The 20329-nt window shown below is 44.5% G+C and carries 7 protein-coding genes and 1 pseudogene; 5 read left to right on the top strand and 3 right to left on the bottom strand.

The window, feature by feature from the left end:
- Positions 1-468 precede the first annotated feature (468 nt).
- The 3 genes from FD723_RS36375 to FD723_RS36400 all read left to right on the top strand — a co-directional run bounded on the left by FD723_RS36375 (position 469) and on the right by FD723_RS36400 (position 17146).
- Complete coding sequence (locus FD723_RS36375) at positions 469-8556, top strand: SDR family NAD(P)-dependent oxidoreductase (RefSeq protein WP_372743840.1); 8088 nt, start codon at positions 469-471, stop codon at positions 8554-8556.
- A gap of 394 nt (positions 8557-8950) precedes the next feature.
- Positions 8951-14401, top strand: coding sequence for a MupA/Atu3671 family FMN-dependent luciferase-like monooxygenase (locus FD723_RS44005; protein ID WP_218651875.1), 5451 nt, complete (start codon positions 8951-8953; stop codon positions 14399-14401).
- Positions 14402-14587: 186 nt separating this feature from the next.
- Positions 14588-17146 carry a condensation domain-containing protein gene (locus tag FD723_RS36400; protein ID WP_179070069.1) on the top strand — a complete coding sequence of 853 codons (2559 nt, stop codon included), beginning with the start codon at positions 14588-14590 and terminating at the stop codon, positions 17144-17146.
- Here the strand turns inward: FD723_RS36400 and FD723_RS36405 are convergent.
- Positions 17127-17279, bottom strand: a pseudogene (locus FD723_RS36405) (IS4 family transposase); the annotation flags it as partial. The gene FD723_RS36400 and the pseudogene FD723_RS36405 overlap by 20 nt on opposite strands.
- 618 nt (positions 17280-17897) lie before the next feature.
- Between FD723_RS36405 and FD723_RS36410 the strand changes: the two are divergent.
- Both FD723_RS36410 and FD723_RS36415 read left to right on the top strand, forming a co-directional pair.
- Positions 17898-18284, top strand: a complete 387-nt coding sequence (locus FD723_RS36410; RefSeq protein WP_179070070.1) for a hypothetical protein — start codon at positions 17898-17900, stop codon at positions 18282-18284.
- A gap of 14 nt (positions 18285-18298) precedes the next feature.
- On the top strand, positions 18299-18544 hold the full coding sequence (locus FD723_RS36415) for a hypothetical protein (RefSeq protein WP_179070071.1): 246 nt from the start codon (positions 18299-18301) through the stop codon (positions 18542-18544).
- Between the two features lie 67 nt (positions 18545-18611).
- Here FD723_RS36415 and FD723_RS36420 read toward each other — a convergent pair whose 3' ends face one another.
- Entirely contained in the window at positions 18612-18878 is a 267-nt protein-coding gene (locus tag FD723_RS36420) for a hypothetical protein (protein WP_256875379.1), read from the bottom strand.
- A gap of 290 nt (positions 18879-19168) precedes the next feature.
- Positions 19169-20251, bottom strand: a complete 1083-nt coding sequence (locus tag FD723_RS36425; protein WP_179070072.1) for an iron-containing redox enzyme family protein — start codon at positions 20249-20251, stop codon at positions 19169-19171.
- Between the last annotated feature and the right edge of the window lie 78 nt (positions 20252-20329).

A 20329-nucleotide genomic window follows, 5' to 3' on the forward strand; every position in this document is an offset into this window, starting at 1 on the left:
ATTGCTCAGGTCAATCTCGAACCTTATGGGCAGTTTTTACACCAGTTAGAAAGTCTCAGCGTCAGGTATATTTGGCAAGCTCTACAAACTTTGGGGTGGCAGTTCCAGCTTGGGGATGTGATTTCAGAAGCGGCGCTCATCCAACATCTTGGAATTATACCTCAACAACAGCGACTTTTCCATCGGCTCTTGCAAATCTTAGCAGAGGAAAATATTTTGCAAGACAGTGGCGATCGCTGGCAAGTCCGGCAATGTCCAGTTTGGGAAACGCCAGAGGAAATCAGCTATGCCGATGGAGAAGTGGAATTAGCGCTGTTGACTCGATGCGGCGAGCAATTGAGCGCTGTGCTGCGGGGTGCTTGCGACCCCCTACAATTAATTTTTCCCAATGGTGACTTAGCTTCAGCCACTCACCTTTATCAAGATGCCCCTGGTGCAACAGTAGCGAATACCCTCGTTGAGAAAGCGATCGCTCACGCCTTGGCAGCACTACCCAGCGATCGAGGGGTGAGATTGCTAGAAATTGGGGCTGGTACTGGGGGAACCACTAGTTACCTCTTGCCTCAACTTCATCCCAAGCAAACAGAATACGTCTTTACTGACTTGGGAGCTATATTTCTGAGTCAGGCGAAGGAGAAGTTCCGAGGCTACCCCTTTGTGCGCTATCAAACTTTAGATATTGAACGCGATCCTGCATCCCAAGGGTTTGCACCCCATCAATTTGATGTTGTGATTGCGGTAAATGTCTTCCACGCCACAAGCAACCTGCACCAAACTTTGCAGCACGTCCGGCAGTTACTAGCGACCGGGGGACTGCTGCTGCTGTTAGAGGGTACTGCACGCCAACGGTGGCTAGACCTGACTTTCGGCTTGCTGGAAGGTTGGTGGAAGTTTCAGGATCGTGACATTCGACCGGATTATCCCTTGGTCAGTCAGGTTCAGTGGGTGCAATTGCTCAGAGAAAATGGATTTGAGCAAGTGGTGACTTTTCCAGGCGATCGCTCTCCAGAAAATGCCCTTTCCCAGCAGAGTTTGATTGTTGGGCGATCTAGCGCAGTTGCGGTTGCTCAATCCACCCCCAAAAGTTGGATTGTCCTGGGCGATCGCACTGGTATCGGTCAGCAGATAGTTCAACGCTGTCGAGATGCGGGAGACATTTGTAAGTTAGTCGTTCCCAAATCAGTATTGCAGCCATGCGAACTGGATGATATGGCGATCGACCCCACCGACCCGAAAGCTTTTGTTGAACTCATTGCCCAAGTTGCGGCGCAGGCTCCCTTACAAGGTGTAATCCAGTGCTGGAGTTTAGAGAATGCAGAAACCCTAGCAGCAGCCTCACAAATCGGATGTGGGACGACTCTGCATTTAGTTCAAGGTTTACTGAAAGTAGGGTTATCTACACTGCCCCGACTGTGGATTGTCACCCAAGGAACCCAACCAGTACCGGGAAATGCTCCTTTGATGTCATCTATTGCCCAATCTGCTGTTTGGGGTTTGGGTAAGGTGATTACTCTAGAACATCCAGAATTAGAATGTACTCGTATCGATCTCGATCCCAATGCAGATGTAGAAGTGCAAACAGCAGCACTTTGGGCAGAAATTTGCGATCGCACCGCAGAAGATCAGGTGGCGTTTCGAGAAGGCAAGCGTTATGTGGCACGATTAGCCCGTAGCCAGTTTGCTCCCAATGAAAGGGAACAGGGAACGGGGAACAGGGAACAGAGAACTCTTTTTTCTTTCTCAGCCCAGGGAACTTACTTGATTACTGGGGGACTGGGAGGCTTAGGATTGCTAGTGGCGCGGTGGATGGTAGAACAGGGAGCTAAACACTTAGTTTTGGTGAGCCGCAGTAGCCCTGAAGCAGAGGCTCAAGCCCAGATTGCCGCATTAGTAGATGCGGGGGCTACCGTGACCATCGCCTCAGCCGATGTGACTGACTTTGAGGCCATATCCAATGTGATTGCCGATATCGATCGCTCTCTCTTCCCGCTCAAAGGCATAATTCATGCCGTTGGCGTTCTGGATGACGGGGTACTGTTGCAGCAAAATTGGCAGCGATTTGCCCCTGTGATGGCTCCCAAGGTGCAAGGAGCCTGGAATTTACATCAATTGACCCAAACTCACAAACTTGACTTCTTTGTACTGTTTTCATCCATAGCTGCTTTGTTTGGCTCTCCTGGTCAAGGCAATCATGCGGCTGCGAATGCGTTTTTGGATGCCTTGGTACATTATCGCCGCACTTTGGGGCTAACTGGCTTGAGCATCAACTGGGGTGCTGTCTCCCAAGTTGGGGCTGCGGCTAAACAACAAGCCGATATTCGCGGACAAAATCGGGGATTAGGGGCGATCGCTCCAGAGCAAGTGCTGGAAATTCTGGAACACTTGATGTCAACAGCCGCAGTAAATGTTGGGGCTGCACCGTTGCAATGGTCTTCAGAACTGCGACGGTGGTTGTCCCGTCCCTTTTATCAGGATTGGCAAGAGGCTGCTGAACTTAGTACTCGCCCTGTTGAAGGTGACTTCCTCCAGAAATTGGCTGCGGTTGCGAACAGCCAACGGCGAGAACTACTGGTGAATCATGTCCAAACCCAAGTTGCTCAGGTGCTAGGTCTGGAGTCAGGGCAGGCGATTGCCCTAGAGCAAGGCTTTTTTGAACTGGGTATGGATTCTCTGACCTCTGTGGAACTGAGAAATCGCTTGCAGGCGAGTTTGGGAGTATCCATCCCCTCAACGGCTGCCTTTGACTACCCCACTGTGGGCGAGTTGGTGGATTATCTTGCCGCCTTAGTCATAAATGACAGGGAACAGGGAATAGGGAATAGGGAACAGGGAAATAGCACACATCAAGTTTTACCAGTACCGGAGGAGCGAAAGGCAATTCCTCAACAAGTCCCATCCACTCCGACTATCTTAGTAACAACTAAAAATGAGCCGATCGCTATCATTGGAATGGGTTGCCGATTTCCCGGTGGTGCGGATAGTCCCGATGCCTTTTGGGAGCTTTTATGCCAAGAGGTTGATGCCATTACCGAAGTGCCGAGCGATCGCTGGCATCTTGATGAGTATTATGACCCTAACCCGGATACTCCAGGGAAAATGTACGCCCGTTATGGGGGATTTGTGGGCAATTTAAAGGAATTCGATCCCCACTTTTTTGGGATTTCTCCCAGAGAAGCGATCGCCCTCGATCCTCAACAGCGATTGCTTTTAGAAGTCAGTTGGGAAGCACTGGAAAATGCCACTGTAAATCCGCAACAGTTAGCAAAAACTAAAACTGGTGTATTTCTCGGTATTTGTAATGATGACTATACCCGTCGTCTTAGCAAACTCGATTTGGCAGAAATGGATGCCTACATCAGTACGGGTAACGCTCATAGTATCGCATCGGGTCGTCTTGCCTATATTTTGGGGTTGACAGGCCCTTGCTTATCTGTTGATACAGCCTGTTCCTCCTCCTTAGTGACTGTACATTTGGCTTGTAAAAGTCTGCGCGATCACGAGAGCAATCTGGCAATAGCCGGGGGAGTGAACCGCATTTTTTCGCCTGAAGTCTCCATTAGCTTCTCCAAGGCGCGAATGCTCTCTGTGGACGGTCGCTGTAAGACCTTTGACGCTGCTGCCAACGGCTTTGTCCGCTCTGAAGGGTGCGGTATGGTGATACTCAAGCGATTGAGCGATGCAGTTGCCGATGGCGATCGCATTTTGGCTGTGATTCGTGGTTCTGCCATCAATCAGGATGGGCGCACTAGCGGGTTAACGGTTCCTAGCGGGCCATCCCAGCAAGCAGTCATCCGTCAAGCTTTGGAGAATGCCCAACTAACACCAACTGATATTAGCTATATCGAAGCTCATGGTACTGGCACCACATTAGGCGATCCCATCGAAATAGGAGCTTTAGGTGCTGTGTTTGCAGCCAGTCATGCCCAAACGCAACCTTTAGTTGTCGGTTCTGTGAAAACCAACCTGGGACATCTGGAAGCGGCGGCGGGAATTGCTGGTTTAATAAAAGTTGTCTTGCAGTTACAACATCAGCAAATTGCGCCTCACCTGCATCTGCGGCAACTGAATCCATATATAGATTGGGAATCATTACCCATCAAGATTCCTACACAACTGATGCCTTGGCAACCTGCAACTGACAGTCGCATCGCTGGGGTGAGTTCCTTTGGCTTTAGCGGCACTAATGCTCATATCATTTTGGCTGAAGCGCCTGTTGTGATGCCAGAAGATGCCATCGGCGAACGCCCCATGCATCTATTTACCTTATCTGCCCAAAGCGAACGGGCATTACAGGATTTATCCCAGCAATATCAAGATTATTTATTGCGTCACCCACAAATTCTAATAGCAGATATTTGCTTTAGTGTCAACACCGGACGTGGACAATTTGACCATCGTGTGGCGATCTCTGTCACCTCTACCAGCGAATTAGGGGAAAAATTGGCTCATATTGGTGTTGAAGGGAACAGGGAACAGGGAATAGGGAATAGGGAAGAGCTTGGAGGGATTTTCCGAGGCTACCTGCCTAACCAGCGCCGGACTCCTAAAATCGCATTTTTGTTTACAGGTCAAGGTTCTCAGTATGTAGATATGGGAAAGACCTTATATCAAACTGAACCTAATTTTCGCCAAGCACTACAGGAATGTGAGGCGATTTTACACACTGAGTTAGAAATTCCCTTGTTGGAGATTTTATACCCAACAACAGAGAAAGAAAAGGCGGCAGGATTACTGCAACAAACAGCTTATACCCAACCTGCCCTGTTTGCTCTAGAATATGCTTTAGCTCAACTCTGGCAATCCTGGGGAATTCAGCCAGATGTGGTTTTGGGGCATAGTGTTGGGGAGTATGTAGCCGCTTGTATTGCGGGAGTTTTTAGTTTAGAAGAGGGACTTAAGTTAATTGCCGCACGGGGACGGTTGATGCAAGCTGTATCTGGTGGCGAAATGGTGGCAGTTTTGGCTTCAGAGCCACAGATTCGACCGTTTTTAGATCCATACAGCGATCGCGTCGCTATTGCGGCGGTAAACAGCCCGCAAAATGTGGTAATTTCTGGTGAGACAGAGGCCATCAAAGCGATCGCGCAAACCCTAGAAGCCAACGGCATAGTCTGCAAACCTCTGCTCGTGTCCCACGCCTTCCACTCGCCGATGATGGCACCGATGCAAGCAGCGTTTGCCCAAGTAGCAAAGCAGGTGAATTATCAACCGCCTCAGCTAACTTTGATTTCTAACGTTAGCGGACGAGTAGAAAATGAAGTGTTAGCTACTGCCCAACATTGGGTTAATCATATCCAACAACCAGTTCGGTTTATTGAAAGTCTCCAGACCTTAGCACAACAAGGAGTTACCCATTGCCTAGAGATTGGCCCAAGCCCAATTTTAATTGGTATGGGGCGGCAGAGCTTACCGGAAAGTGCGATCGCTTGGCTGCCTTCCTTACGGTTTAGTCAACCAGATTTACCCCAGATGCTCCAGAGTTTAGGTCAGCTTTATACTCAAGGTGTAAAAGTTGATTGGCAGGAGTTTGAGCGCCCTTATCCTAGAAAAAAAGTAGTTTTACCCACATACCCATTTCAACGAGAACCTTATTGGGTAGATGAAACCAAAGTCAGCACTGCCTTACAAAAGAAAACACCAGAGTTTAAACCCAGCCAACCCCCACTTCATCATCCTTTGTTGGGTCAAAGATTGCGATTAGCAAGTTCCACTCAAATTGTTTGTTTTGAATCCCAACTCAGTGCCAAAAATCCTAGTTATCTGCATCATCATCGCGTTTTCGGCAGGATTGTACTACCAGGAGTGGCTTATGCAGAAATTATTTTTGCTGCTGGTGTTAATGTTCTCAAATGCGATCATTTAATTATTGAAGATGTTACCATTCATCAGGCTTTGATTTTCCAAGAAGATGAAGTGCGGACAGTTCAGACAATTTTCAGAGCAGAAACAGCCAATGTTTACCGTTTTGAAATTCTCAGTACTCGCTTGGATACTGCCGAGTCAGATGACCTGCAAACAGGAATTGCCTGGAATCTCCATGCTTCTGGCAAATTATCGAAACCCGAACAGGCAAAGCCACCTGAAGTTATCGATATAGCACTTTTACAGCAGCAATATACTACAGGCAACAGCATTGAGAGTAATTATCAACGACTTGATGCGATCGGGTTCAACTATGGCTTAGACTTCCACGCTGTGCAAGCATTTTGGTTAGACGCTGACCAAAACGCCTCTCTTTGTTCTTTACAATTACCGCCCCAACTGGCAGACGAAGCAAACCAATATATTATCCATCCAGTGCTAATGGATGCCAGCGCCCATACTATCAATGCTGTACTTTCCTACAATATTGGTGAAGATGATATCTATCTACCGATTGGATTTAAGCGAGCAGAACTTTATCGCCGTCCAGCGAATTCTCAACGTTTGTGGAGCTACACGCAACTGGATAAAGTAGCTGGGATGAATCAGCAAGTAATCACCCAAAATGGTTACTCGCTGGACGAAGATGGCACTGTTATCGTGCGGGTAGAGGGTTCGTCTGGTAAACGAACGAACCGCCGGACACTGCTTCGCATCCTGCAAGAGCAAGGTAAAACAGAAATTCAAGATTGGCTGTATCAATTAGAGTGGCAACCTTGGCGAGATTTGGGCGTTAAAGGGAACAGGGAACGGGGAACAGGGAACAGGGAAGATGTTGAGACGGCAACCCTATTTCCTCAACCGCAGGTTGGTCATTGGTTAATCTTGGCTGATGGCAGTGGTCTTGGTCAACAACTGGCAACTGAGTTACAAAAGCAAGGTAATACCTGCACGATTGTCTTTGCTGGAGATAGTTATCAGCAATTAGGAACTGATATTTACGCGATCGCTCCCTCGGTTTTAGAAGATTTTGACCGTTTATATCAAGAAGTAATTGCTCCAAATAACCCCGAATATATTGTCCATCTTTGGAGTTTAGATTCCTTGGGTTTAGATGCACTAGCCCAAACTGCAACTCAGGGCTGTACTAGTCTGTTATTGTTGGTGCGATCGCTCCTCCAGCCAACTCAATCCACATTACCACGGCTTTGGATTGCCACTAGGGGAACGCAAGCTTTAATAAAGGGAATAGGGAATGGGGAACGGGGTTCCCTCGACCAAAGGTCGCTGCCACAGGTTCCTTTGTGGGGATTTGCTCGTGTGGTTGGGCTAGAGCATCCTCAACTTTGGGGTGGTTTAATCGACCTCGATACTTATGCTCCCACCCCAGAACTCGAAGCCCAACAACTCCTGAGTCAACTGGTTGATTCCCAAGGGGAAGACCATTTAGCCTTACGAGGTGGACAGGTTTGGCGATCGCGTTTAGTCAAACAACCCATGACACGAACGCAACGCCAATCCTTCCAAGCAGAGAATAGTTACCTCATTTCCGGTGGTCTAGGAGCTTTGGGACTATCAGTAGCAGGGTGGATGGCTGAATCAGGCGCAAAGCATTTGGTATTAACAGGACGGCACACACCCTCTGCTGAAGCCCAAGCAGCGATCGCCCGTTTGCAGGAAGCTGGTTTAGAGGTGCGAATCGCAACCGTTGACGTAGCAGATGCCCCAGCTATGAGGAAATTAATCGCCGAAATTCAAAGTAGCCCACATCCTTTGCGGGGTATAGTTCATGCGGCAGGTATAATTGATATCCAACCCATTGAATCAATGCAGCCCAGTCAGTTAGATGCTGTTTTTCACCCCAAGGTGATGGGCGGTTGGGTACTGCATGAGTTAACCAAGGAAATACCCCTGGAGTTCTTTGTCAGTTTCTCCTCAATTGCCGCAGTTTGGGGATCTAATGGACTTGCCCACTATGCCGCCGCTAATCATTTCCTCGATGGACTAGCCCATTATCGGCACAGCCAGGGATTACCTGCTCTGAGTATCAATTGGGGGCCTTGGAGCCGTTATGGTATGGCTGCTTCCGAAGAGGGTCAAGCTTGGCTAGCTCAAAATGGTGTCAGAGCGTTATCACCAGAAATGGCGATCACTGCTCTAGATTACCTCATGGGAACAACTAACGTGCAAACCGTTGTTGCAGACATGGAATGGCAGCGATTTAAGCAACTCTATGAAACCAAAGGACGAGGATTGTTGTTTGGGGACATTGAAACTCAGGCACAACCCCAACCGCAAACTTCAGAGCGGCGAACCGAGATTTGGCAATGCTTAAGCGAAGTCGAGTTAGCGAGCGATCGCCAAGAAATTTTAACAGCTTATTTCCAGCAAGAATTAGCACAGGTGTTGCAATTAAATTTATCGACTCAAATAACTACCATTAACATTGAGCAGCCGCTAGATACGATGGGTCTTGATTCTTTGATGATGTTAGAGTTACGCAACCAAGTTCAGAGAGATTTAGAGGTTGACATTCCAATGGTTAAATTGATGGAGGGAATTACGCTTTCAGAATTAAGTACGCTCGTCAATGAACAGTTATCAGAGAATTTCCAAAAATATACTAATACTATTAATGAAGAAACAATCAAGTTCAAGGAAAAAGATGATGATTGGATTGAGCTAGAAATCTAGGAACGCAAAGCGGAATTAAAAACATATTACTCACTTACTGCTAGATGATTACCGAAATAATTTTTAGGCTCACGTCAAGGTGCAAAGACAAGGCAGCGCGGTCTTCTCCCAAGGGGAAGAGGCTAGCGTCTGCCGTAGGATGCCCGTTCGCGAACAGCGTCTCCTTTAGGAGAAGGGCTGTAGGGGGTTTCCCCCATGAGCGACTGCCGCGCAAAGAAGGAAAATTATGAACGCGACAGATGGGTAGGTTGGGTTTCACTTTGTTCAACCCAACATATACAAGTCTAGTAGTGTCGGATTTCGTTCCTCAAGCCAACCTACATTTGTAGCAATCATTTTTAAAATTGGTATTCATTCTGACTCTTGACTCCTTTTTTAATTAAAATTAACTCCAATGGAATTAGTAAGCTTCGTACAAAGTCTCTCGCTCAAAGGTATCCAGCTTTCACTCAAAGAAGATGGAAATCTGCGGATTGGTGGTTCAAAAGCAACCTTAAATTCCACCATTATTGAAAGTCTCAAACAGCGAAAAGTTGAAATTATAAAATTACTCCACAATTGCCCCGATATTTTTGATGTTCATCCCCTTTCTTATGGACAAAAAGGCTTATGGTTTTTGTGGCAACTCAACCCTGACAGTGCAGCCTATCACATGGCTTTTGCTTGTCGAATTTATTCCCCGTTACAGATTGATAGCTGGTATGAAGCTTGTCAAATATTATGCGATCGCCATCCAAATTTAAGAAGTACTTTCCCTCAACGAGAATCAGGGCCAGTTCAGTGGGTGCATCAAACCTTCAAGGCTGACTTTCAATGGATTGATGCCTCAAGTTGGCAAGAATCAGAGTTGCACGACAACGTAATTGAACAGTATAAAACACCTTTTAATCTCGAACAAAATTCCCCCATGCGCGTTCGAGTCTTCACTCAAAACGAAGAAAAACATATTTTATTAGTGACAATTCACCACATTGCAGGTGACGGATGGTCAATTGAGCTTGTGGTGAACGAATTGTTATCTTTGTACGCTGCGATCAGCACTGGACGAACACCGAGTTTGCTGCCAGTGGATCGCACTTATCAAGACTACGTACAGTGGCAGCAAAACTTATTAATAAGTCCACAAGGGGAAAAACTTCGTAGTTACTGGCAACAACAGCTTGCAGGACAACTGCCTATACTACAATTACCAGCAGATCGTCCGCGCCCCAGTTTTCAAACCTACAACGGTGCTTCTCAGTTTTGCCAATTACCAAATTCCTTGGTTGCCAAACTCAAGACTCTGGCGACAACCGAACGCACAACCCTTTATGTAGTGCTGCTGACGGCTTTTCAAATTTTGCTATATCGCTACACTGGTCAGGATGATATCTTAATTGGATCGCCGTTAGCCGCAGGTCGCAGCCAGTCGCAGTTTACAGCCGTTATTGGTAATTTTATCGATCAAGTGGTGTTGCGGGGGAAATTGGTAGGCAATCCCACCTGTAGAGAACTTCTTGCTCAAAACCGCCGCACTGTTTTAGAAATGTTTGCCAATCAGGGTTATCCTTTCCCTCTGCTGGTAGAAGAACTGCAAGTTCAACCCAATCCTAGCTATCACCCTATATTTCAAGTGGCTTTTATCTTGCAGAACTTTCGGCAATCGCCAGTTATGGAAGCGCTATTGTCACCAAAAGCCGTTCAAGAACCAATTACCTGGCACAACTTACAATTAGCACCCTTGGAAATGCCTCAGCAAGAAGGTCAGTTCGATCTCACGCTGGAAGCTGTAGAAACAAGCGAAGCGGTTTATACGGTGTTCAAGTACAATGCTGACCTCTTCAATGCAGATAGAATTGAGCGAATGATGGGACATTTGCAGACATTACTTGAGGGAATTGTTACTAATCCTGACAGTCCGAGCGCGACACTACCACTGCTCACTAACATAGAACAGCAACAATTATTGGTGGATTGGAACCAGACAAGTATTGACTATCCACAACATTTATGCATTCATCAGTGGTTTGAGCAACAGGTTGAGCGGACACCAGAGGCGATCGCTGTGATATTTGGTAACCAAACCTTAACTTATCGAGCCTTAAACGAAAAGTCAAATCAATTAGCTCATTACTTGCAAAGTCTTGGCGTTCAACCAGAGACATTAGTGGGAATTTGTGTTGAGCGATCCCTAGAAATGGCGGTCGGTCTACTGGGGATTCTGAAAGCGGGAGGAGCTTACGTACCCCTAGATCCAACCTATCCTCAAGAGCGATTGGCATATATGCTCTCGGATGCCAATATATCGGTTTTACTCACTCAGCAACGATTATTAGTAATTTTGCCAGTTATTTCAGCGCAAATTATTACTCTAGACGCAGATATCAGACAATTACCGCTAAAACTGGAAAATCCGCAAACAGAGGTCAAATCCCATCATTTAGCTTATGTTATTTATACTTCCGGCTCTACAGGTCAAGCAAAAGGGGTGATGGTCGAACATCGCCAAGTGGCAAATTTCTTTGTTGGTATGGACGAACGAATTGTGGGAAATGGTGGCGTATGGCTAGCCCTGACGACGATTTCCTTTGATATTTCGATTCTAGAAATATTCTGGACTCTCGCTCGTGGCTTTCAGGTGATTTTGCAGGACGATCCCAAAAATCTATCTCCTACAAAAATATCTTCTCTGACAAAACCCAATACCAAGCCGTTGGAATTTAGTTTGTTCTATTTTGCCAGCGATAATCAGAAGGTGACAGCAAAGAAACAGTACAAACTACTTATTGAAGGAGCAAAGTTTGCCGATCGCAATGGATTTACTGCGGTTTGGATACCAGAACGTCATTTTCATGCCTTTGGAGGTATTTATCCTAACCCTGCTGTTGCTGCTGCGGCGATCGCCACAATTACGGAACAAGTTCAGATTCGGGCTGGTAGTGTCGTTTTGCCCCTACATTCAGAACTGCGTATTGCTGAAGAATGGGCATTAGTTGATAACTTATCCAATGGACGGGTAGGCATTTCTTTTGCTAGCGGCTGGCAACCCAATGATTTTGTGCTAGCTCCCGATCACTACGCCGAACGCAAAACAATTATGGCACAAGGAATCGCCACAGTGCGGCAACTCTGGCGAGGAGAAGCGATCACGCTTTTAGATGGCACAGGTCAGACAATAGATGTCCAAACCTTTCCGCGACCCGTGCAACCCGAACTTCCTGTTTGGGTAACTGCGGCGGGTAATCCAGAAACTTTCCGTTTGGCGGGAGAACTAGGTGCAAACGTTCTCACCCATCTATTGGGGCAGAGTCTTGAGGAGTTGGCAGCGAAAATCAAACTTTATCGCCAAGTCTGGCAAGAGCAAGGCTATGCAGGTACGGGTCATATTACTCTGATGCTACACACCTTCATTGGTGAAGATTTAGAAACCGTGCGCGAACAAGTCCGTCGCCCTTTGTGCAACTATCTTAATAGCTCGATGGATTTAGTACTTAAAATGTGGGACGGGACGGATTTAGCTGCTCAAGTTAAATCCTGGAATGAGGGCGATCGCGAAGCTTTACTCTCATTTGCATTTAACCGTTACTTTGAAACTAGTGGGTTGTTAGGAACGCCAGAAAAATGCCTAAATCTGATTGAGTGTTTGCAGACAATTGGAGTGGATGAAGTAGCGTGTTTGATTGATTTTGGCATGGATGTTGATTCTACTCTGTCTAGTCTCAATTACCTCAAAGAAGTGAAAGAGCGTAGCAATTTAGGGACAAGTAACCACGATCCAGAGCATTCTGTACTAGCTCAATTGCAGAAATATCCGGTATCTCATCTGCAATGCACTCCCTCCTGGCTACGAATGCTGATGACAACCCATAGTTTACATCCACTCAGGTCGCTGCAAGCCTTAATGGTGGGGGGAGAGAGTTTGTCCCCATCCTTAGCGCAGCAACTTAAAGAAGCAATACCAGGGAAAATTTACAATATGTATGGCCCCACCGAAGCTACCATCTGGTCAACTACCCATGTAATTAATGTTAGCGATCGCAAAATTCCCATCGGTCAGGCGATCGCTAATACCCAAATTTACATTCTCGATCGCTATCTTCAGCCTGTTCCTATTGGAGTCCCTGGGGAATTACATATTGGTGGTGCTGGACTTGCACGCGGCTATCTTCATCGGACTGATATTACCCAAGCCAAGTTTATTCCTAATCCCTTTAGCACCGAGCCAAAAGCGCGGATTTACAAAACTGGCGATTTAGCGCAGTATTTACCCGATGGCAGCATCGAGTTTCTGGGGCGCATTGATAATCAAGTTAAAGTTCGCGGCTTCCGCATCGAACTTGGTGAAATCGAAATGATGCTCAACCAGCATCCTCAGATCCGTGAGAGTTGCGTCATTGTTCGTGAAGATACAGCCACGACAGCCGCTTGCGAGCAACAGCGATTGGTGGCTTATTTTATTTCCCATCAGCAACCGCATAGCGATCGCCAAAAACTGCTCAAACTTCCTAACGGGATGACAATCAACCATTTGAGCGCTCACCAAACCAATGCGCTTTACGCCGAAATCTTTGAAAATCAAATCTATCTGAAGCATGGCATCACCCTTAATGATGGTGATTGTGTTTTTGATGTGGGTGCAAATATTGGTTTATTTACATTATTTGTGCAGCAGAATTTTTCCAATACCACAGTTTATGCTTTTGAACCGATTCCGCCCACATTTAATATTTTGCAAGCAAACTTGAGTCAATACAGCCCTCAAGTCAAACTGCTTGAATATGGTCTTTCTCATCAACAAGAAACGGTTAAATTTACGTTCTACCCAGAAATGTCGGGAATATCTGGGCGTTTTGCCGAACCAGAAAAAGATAAACGAGCTGCAAAAGCAATGATTGTCCACCAGGTCGAAAATGGCGTAGCAGGACGGCAAGGAGTGCGCTCTCAAGAAGGAATCGACGAATTTTTAGCAGAACGATATCGTAGTGAAACCTATCTGTGTCAGTTAAAAACCCTTTCCACAATTATTTGTGAGTATAAAATAGAGCAAATTGATTTGCTCAAAATCGATGTTGAGAAAAGCGAGTATCTTGTCCTTGAAGGTATTGAGGAACAGGATTGGTCGAAAATTAAACAACTGGCGATCGAGGTTGATGGCTTGGAGAATCTGCAAAAAATTACTACTCTATTAGAACAAAATAATTATCAAGTTTCTGTGGATGAATACATTATTTCTAAAGGCGAACAATCCGATAGTAATATTGAGGTTTATATGCTCTACGCCATTCATCCCAACAGATCGATACGCAAGTCTCGTGAAACTAAATCTCAAAGGAAACAGCATTTAGAGCAATTTTCTGGAAAGAAATTATTATCAGTATCCACATCAGAACTGCGCCAATTTCTCAAAGCAAAGTTACCAGAGTACATGATTCCCAATGATTTTGTGCAACTTTCGGCCTTTCCCTTAACGCCTAATGGCAAAATCGATCGCCAAGCACTACCACTTCCAGATTCTCAAAACCAACGCAATCAACAGTTTCTTGCTCCACAGACAGATACAGAACAAGCGATCGCTGATATTTTTGTCGCAGTATTAGGTGTTGAGGCTGTAGGCATTACTGATAACTTTTTTGAACTTGGAGGACACTCTTTTCTAGCCACCCAAGCTATTGCTCAGATTCAAGATACATTCAACATTGAAATTCCCTTAAGGGCACTGTTTGAAGCAAATACTGTTGCTGATTTAGCGATTATAGTTGAAGAAATCCTATTAAAAGAAATTGAAGAATTAACCGAAGAAGAGGCTGAAGCATTAGTTAAGAGGGAAGAGGGAACGGGGAACAGGAAAAAAAAACTGCTCGAATAATTGGGTCTGAGAGCAACTAAATTTATTTATTTTCATAAATAAATATCAATACGCTTGGTTTAAGCATTTTTTCTCTTCTCTCTGTTTCCTCTGTGGTTCGTTAAAAATTTGACTTTGATAAAGAGTTTTAGTCTTAACCCAAGCGTATTGAAATAAATATGGTTCTTTAAGACTCATATTTGATTTTTGAAAAAAACTCAGTACACTTTTATTCCCCATTCCCTGATTAAAAACGAAAAGTTAGGCGCAACCGATTCTAGTATGGAAATTCCACCACAATCTTTCTCAAATCGAAAATCACAACTTTCTGCGGCAAAACGAGCCTTGCTGGAAAAACGTCTGCGGGGAGAGTTAGTTAGTCCCGCGAAAACGCTAACTATTCCAAAGCGATCGCCTGAAGCTACCTTATTGCTTTCCTTTGCTCAGGAGCGATTGTGGTTTTTCAATTTACTAGAACCAGCTAATCCAGCCTACAACAGTTTGTTTAGTCTCAAACTATCGGGACACTTAGATATTGCAGCACTTGAACAAAGCATTAATAGCGTCATTGAACGCCACGAAATCTTGCGGACTAACTTCACTACAGAAAACGGCGAACCCCAACAAGTTATTCATGCCCATCGACCAATTACCCTATCCCGCATCGACCTGCGTCATCACTCGGTATCGGAGCAAACTGCTGAAGTTAACCGTTTAGCTGCCGAACATTCCCAACATCCCTTCGATTTTGCCCAAGCACCTCTGCTGCGAGTCATGATTCTCCAGCTAGGAACAATAGATTATATTATCTTGACGACAATACATCACATAATTAATGATGGTTGGTCAATTGGGATTTTTATTCAGGAACTATTTACCTTTTACCAAGATTACAGACAAGGAATAGAGCCAATTTTGCCAGAGTTACCGATCCAGTATGCAGACTATGCTCTCTGGCAACGGCAATATTTACAGGGTGATGTTCTCGAAAAACAATTAAATTACTGGAAACAGCAACTTGCTGGCATACCGTCTCTGCTGCAATTACCGAGCGATCGCCCGCGTCCACCAGTCCAAACTAACCAAGGACAAACCCTAGCCTTTAGCCTAAACCCAACATTAACTCAACAACTGCGACAGTTGTGCCAGAATGCTGGTACAACTCTCTTCATGACGCTGCTAGCAGCATTTGCCGTATTGCTCTACCGCTACAGTGGACAGGAAGATATTGCCATCGGTTCCCCCATTGCTAATCGCGATCGCACTGAAACCCAGCATCTGATCGGTTGCTTAGTAAACACAATAGTTCTGCGAACTTACTTAGAAAATAATCCGAGTTTTACCCAGCTTTTAGCGCAAGTCCGAGAAACTACCTTAGAAGCTTATGCCCATCAACAAATTCCTTTTGAAAAAGTTGTAGAAGCACTACAGCCTGAGCGTAACTTGAGTCATACTCCCCTATTTCAGGTGATGTTCGTTCTCCAAAATACTTCCATCGCCCCCTTAAAATTACCTGGGTTAACTCTGACACCTTTACAGCCTCAAGTCAGCACTGCCCTATTCGATTTGACGTTAACCTTTGAAGAAACTGCTACAACTCTAGTTGGTTCCTGGGAATACAGCACCGATTTATTTGCAGCAGACACCATTACTCGGATGACAGGACATTTCCAAACCTTACTGGAAGCAATTGTAGTCAACCCTGCTCAAGGTATTGGTGAATTGCCTTTACTGACACCATCTGAACTACATTTGATGCTGGTTGAGTGGAATAATACGGCTACTCCGTACCCAAAGGATTACTGTTTTCACCAACTCTTCGAGCAACAAGTCCAGCGCACCCCTGAAGCGACTGCTGTCGTCTTTGACAATCAGCATTTAACTTACCAAGAACTCGATCTCCAAGCTAATCAACTTGCCCATTACTTGCAAACAATTGGTGTTGGTGCAGAAGTTTTAGTAGGATTGTGCGTTGAACGATCGCTCGATATGGTAGTTGGAATCCTGGGAATTTTTAAAGCGGGTGGTGTTTATGTTCCCCTTGAGCCAACTTATCCCCAAGAACGACTGGCTTATATCTTGGCAGATGCCTCAGTAGCAGTATTGCTTACTCAAAGGAAATTAGCCGATCTATTGCCGAAACACCAAACTCAGATTGTTTATATTGATGACGATCGCCTGTTGTCTCCACAGCAAAAGACACCTCCGATTTGCCAGAGTCAGCCTCACAACCTAGCCTACGCGATTTATACTTCAGGCTCAACAGGACAACCCAAAGGTGTTCTCATTGAACACTTGGGGTTACTCAATCATCTCTATGCCATGATTGCTAACCTTGACCTCAAGGAAACCGATGCGATCGCCCAGACAGCACCGATTAGCTTCGATATCTCTATTTGGCAAATCCTGACTTTACTGCTAATTGGTGGTAGAGTACACGTTTTTAAGTATGAAATTGTGCGCGAACCAGTCCAACTGCTCGAACAGATTGAGCGTCAAGCAATCTCTGTCCTCCAAATAGTTCCCTCACTCTTAAAAATGTTGCTTGAAGAGGTTGAGCGATCTCAGCCTCAGATCCCACACCTCTGTAAACTGCGTTGGTTATTAGTAACTGGCGAAGCTTTTGAGACTAATCTCCAAGATTGGTGGTTCGACTATTATTCTCATATTCCCATGATGAATGCTTATGGTCCTGCTGAATGCGCTGATGACGTAACTCTTTATCCTTACGGGGGGACAAAAAGGGCTAAGATGCAGATAGAATAAGCCTCATAGCCCTCTCTCCTTGTTGGTAGTACTTCCGTTTATTAGGATTTAATCTCAATAATTCAGTCACTAACTCATCGTGACTTTCTGTAAAATTGACCCAATTGTGTCCATATAGCCCAATATCAGTAGACCGAAAAGTTCTGCGATCGCTAAAAAATAGTAGTGTATGATATAGTTTTTTGAGGAATGTAAAAAAGCGGATTACCTTGGATAAAGTATAAGCTCAACTTATAAATAAGTCCCGAAGACCAACCAAAATCAGCCGGACGGTAAACAAACTTCGCAAGCTATCCCATAGTTGCGGTCTACTGCTTGACGTAGAAACTCAAGCATCTGTTTGAGGGTAAATAGATGAGAGAAAACTTGTCTAGTACTTCTTTTTAAACGGCTGAGATAATGCCAGACTAGATAAATCCAGATATTAATAATTAAAAATGCCAAAGCTACAAATAGGAAGCGAATGGTGGGATTTTTAATAGTAGTTTTAATTCGGCATTAGTTTTTCATTCGGTAGCTACTCTCAATTCCAAAACGAAGACGATAGTCATCATGTATAAGCTGTAAAGATAACTGGACTTTATAGACTACATAAATAAAGAATTCGCGTCCATGCGTTCGCCTTTTACCATTTTTATATGTACAAACTATCCACACTTGAAAAGTAACTGAGCCATATTTATCGCTGTTTAAAGTGTAAGATGTTTTGTAACTGCGCCTACCTCTAATTAACTGTCTAGTCCCTCCAGATTTGCCTGAAGCTGAAGAAGTTCTTAAACTTAAATCTCATTCTCAACTCAGTCGCCGCTTTGCTAACCGTCATTATCTCTCGTCTTTTGGATGGCAGGCAGATGGTGGTGCAGAATTTCGGACTTTTCTACATTTATTAGAGTCAAAGCTTCCTCTAACTCAAGCTTCAAATTTATCCGAAGTATATACAGCAAGAAGGCTTTACTACGCTTCAGATGGAGTCGTTGCTCATATAATGAAGCTAGTTCGGTATGGAGCTTATTTAGCTCTTAACCAAAATCAAGAAAAACTTGACTTAAATATTTTAGCAACGGCTTTTGAAAAATCTGTTCGAGCCGATAAACCCGATACAAGTAAACCAATACTACTTTTAAAAACTTTGACCTGAGTTTAGGGAATCTGTTGAGTATTGATGTTGATGCCCTGAGTATCGATATAAAATCTGGTAGCGGTAGTGGTTTAGGAACAATTTCAGTTTTTGGGAATACTCTAGCAGGCATTATGTTTGATGTTACTCAAAATACCGTCAATTTGATGAATATTCGGCTGAGTTTAGCAGGCTTCTTGACTTTGACTATTCCGAACCTCACAGTTAATTTGAAGAATAGTGAATCCATAAAGGCTGTTCTTAAAACTCTGTCATGCTAGACAATAGCATTTATCAACAGAAACTTGGATGTACCTGTAGTAGTATTACACAAGTTTTAGATGCTGCTCACCGACAGAAATCATCAACCCTCAACTCGCGCCATACATCAGACGGTTGCCACCCGGAGTTACCCACGGAGCGGAGGGGGCGATAGTGTTCAGAAATGTATTCGGATTCGGAAGCGTAGTCTTCAATGTACACAGGTGAATTTGGTTCAATTACTGTTTCAAGAATATTTTGGCTCTCAGGAATCTCAATGGGTTCAATCGGTGGTGGGGTTACTTCTGCTTTCTTGCGAACTGGGTTAGGGTTTTTTTTGATGAGTCGTTTCATATCTATAGGAATCATTTAGCTTTGCACAAAGAACGGATATCTCAGAATACAAGAAGTGATCAGCGAATCAGAGACATTTTGCCAAAAAGTTGTATGGGCGTGGATTGCTTTTGAGGGACAAGAGCAGAGTACGATGCCGAATCGCCTGCTGTAGATATGGATTTAACAATAGCTATGATGGTCGGTTCGCATATCGAAAAATATTTGCCGACCAATGGTCGGCAAATAGGTGAAAAAATCCTTACACAATAAGACTTTTGAGCTTAACCTGGTAATAATTCAAATGATTCTCATACCCCTAACCTGACTGCCAGATACTGGTTGTAGCGCCTCATGACTTCCATGCGAAGCGCACCTCCTATAGCCAGTTCCAATCCTGCTTCTGGTTCTACTTCAACGATTGGGACGATCGCATTGTTCAGCCAGCCTAAACCATGTTTCTCATCTACTTCTATATGGTCGTAAAAATATTCGCATTTTACCCGTGCATCCGAATATAGGCGTTCTAAACCAGCAACAACTGAACGATTACGATTTGGGTCGAAAATTTCGGGCATTCCTAAACTTCCAATTCCCTTAAAATAGTGTCTCCGGTTCAAACCGAAGCAAAAGTACAGGTTGTGACCTGCGTAGGGTCGCCAGTCTTCCCAAATAGGGAGTGTTGGTTGCTCTAGACCAAGGGAAGCAAGCATCTGCGTGAACTGCCTACCGTGTGACTTCTCTGCTACTCCATGACCACATTCATCCCACATATTATGAACGATTTCAGCTTTCACTGTCTCTGAAAAGTGGAGTTGTGCTAAAGCTAAGGCATCGCAAAAACGATAGTTTAAAGTCGCATCTGAGAGTATAAATATATTGAATTGCTCAATAGATGCTTGGTTTTTTAAAAAGTTTAACAAGCATTTATCGAGATCCGATTCTGTGTGTGCCTGTTGAACAAACCAATCACGAAGTAATTTTGGGTGTTTTGCTTCAGACGGAGATGGTAATTGTTTTTGAATACGTGGCAGTTCATAATTAAGCCATGCATTTTCAATTTGATTACGAATTGTTAATAGCCAAGGGCTATGTTCGTGTATACAAATTGGTGATAAGGGGTGGCTAAGACTTACTTCATAGATATTATAAAGACTTTTATGAACTTCCAAAAGTGCTACAGATTCTTCATCAGTAAATGCTGAATGCAAAATTATTGGCAAATCTTGATATAAGGTGTTAAGGATTATCTCAGCTTCTGGAAGCATCTGGTGAGTATTAGAAAGAAGATAGACAATTTTTTCTGATAATGTACGTGCTTTTTCTGTAGATTGAGGAGTTCTAGAAGAAGGTTTTAAGTTAATTACTCGGTCAGTTGATGAATTTAATAGCATTTAAGTTAGAGAATTTTCTTAAGGTTAATATCAATGAAGGAAGAGTTTTTGGCAAGCAAAGAAATATGTAAAACCTAA

Source organism: Nostoc sp. C052 (genome assembly GCF_013393905.1).
Lineage (GTDB): Bacteria > Cyanobacteriota > Cyanobacteriia > Cyanobacteriales > Nostocaceae > Nostoc.

Excerpts from the sequence above, each read along its gene's own strand:
- FD723_RS44005 (WP_218651875.1), top strand. The coding sequence starts at position 8,951 with ATGGAATTAGTAAGCTTCGTACAAAGTCTCTCGCTCAAAGGTATCCAG.
- FD723_RS36420 (WP_256875379.1), bottom strand. The coding sequence starts at position 18,878 with ATGAAACGACTCATCAAAAAAAACCCTAACCCAGTTCGCAAGAAAGCA.
- FD723_RS36425 (WP_179070072.1), bottom strand. The coding sequence starts at position 20,251 with ATGCTATTAAATTCATCAACTGACCGAGTAATTAACTTAAAACCTTCT.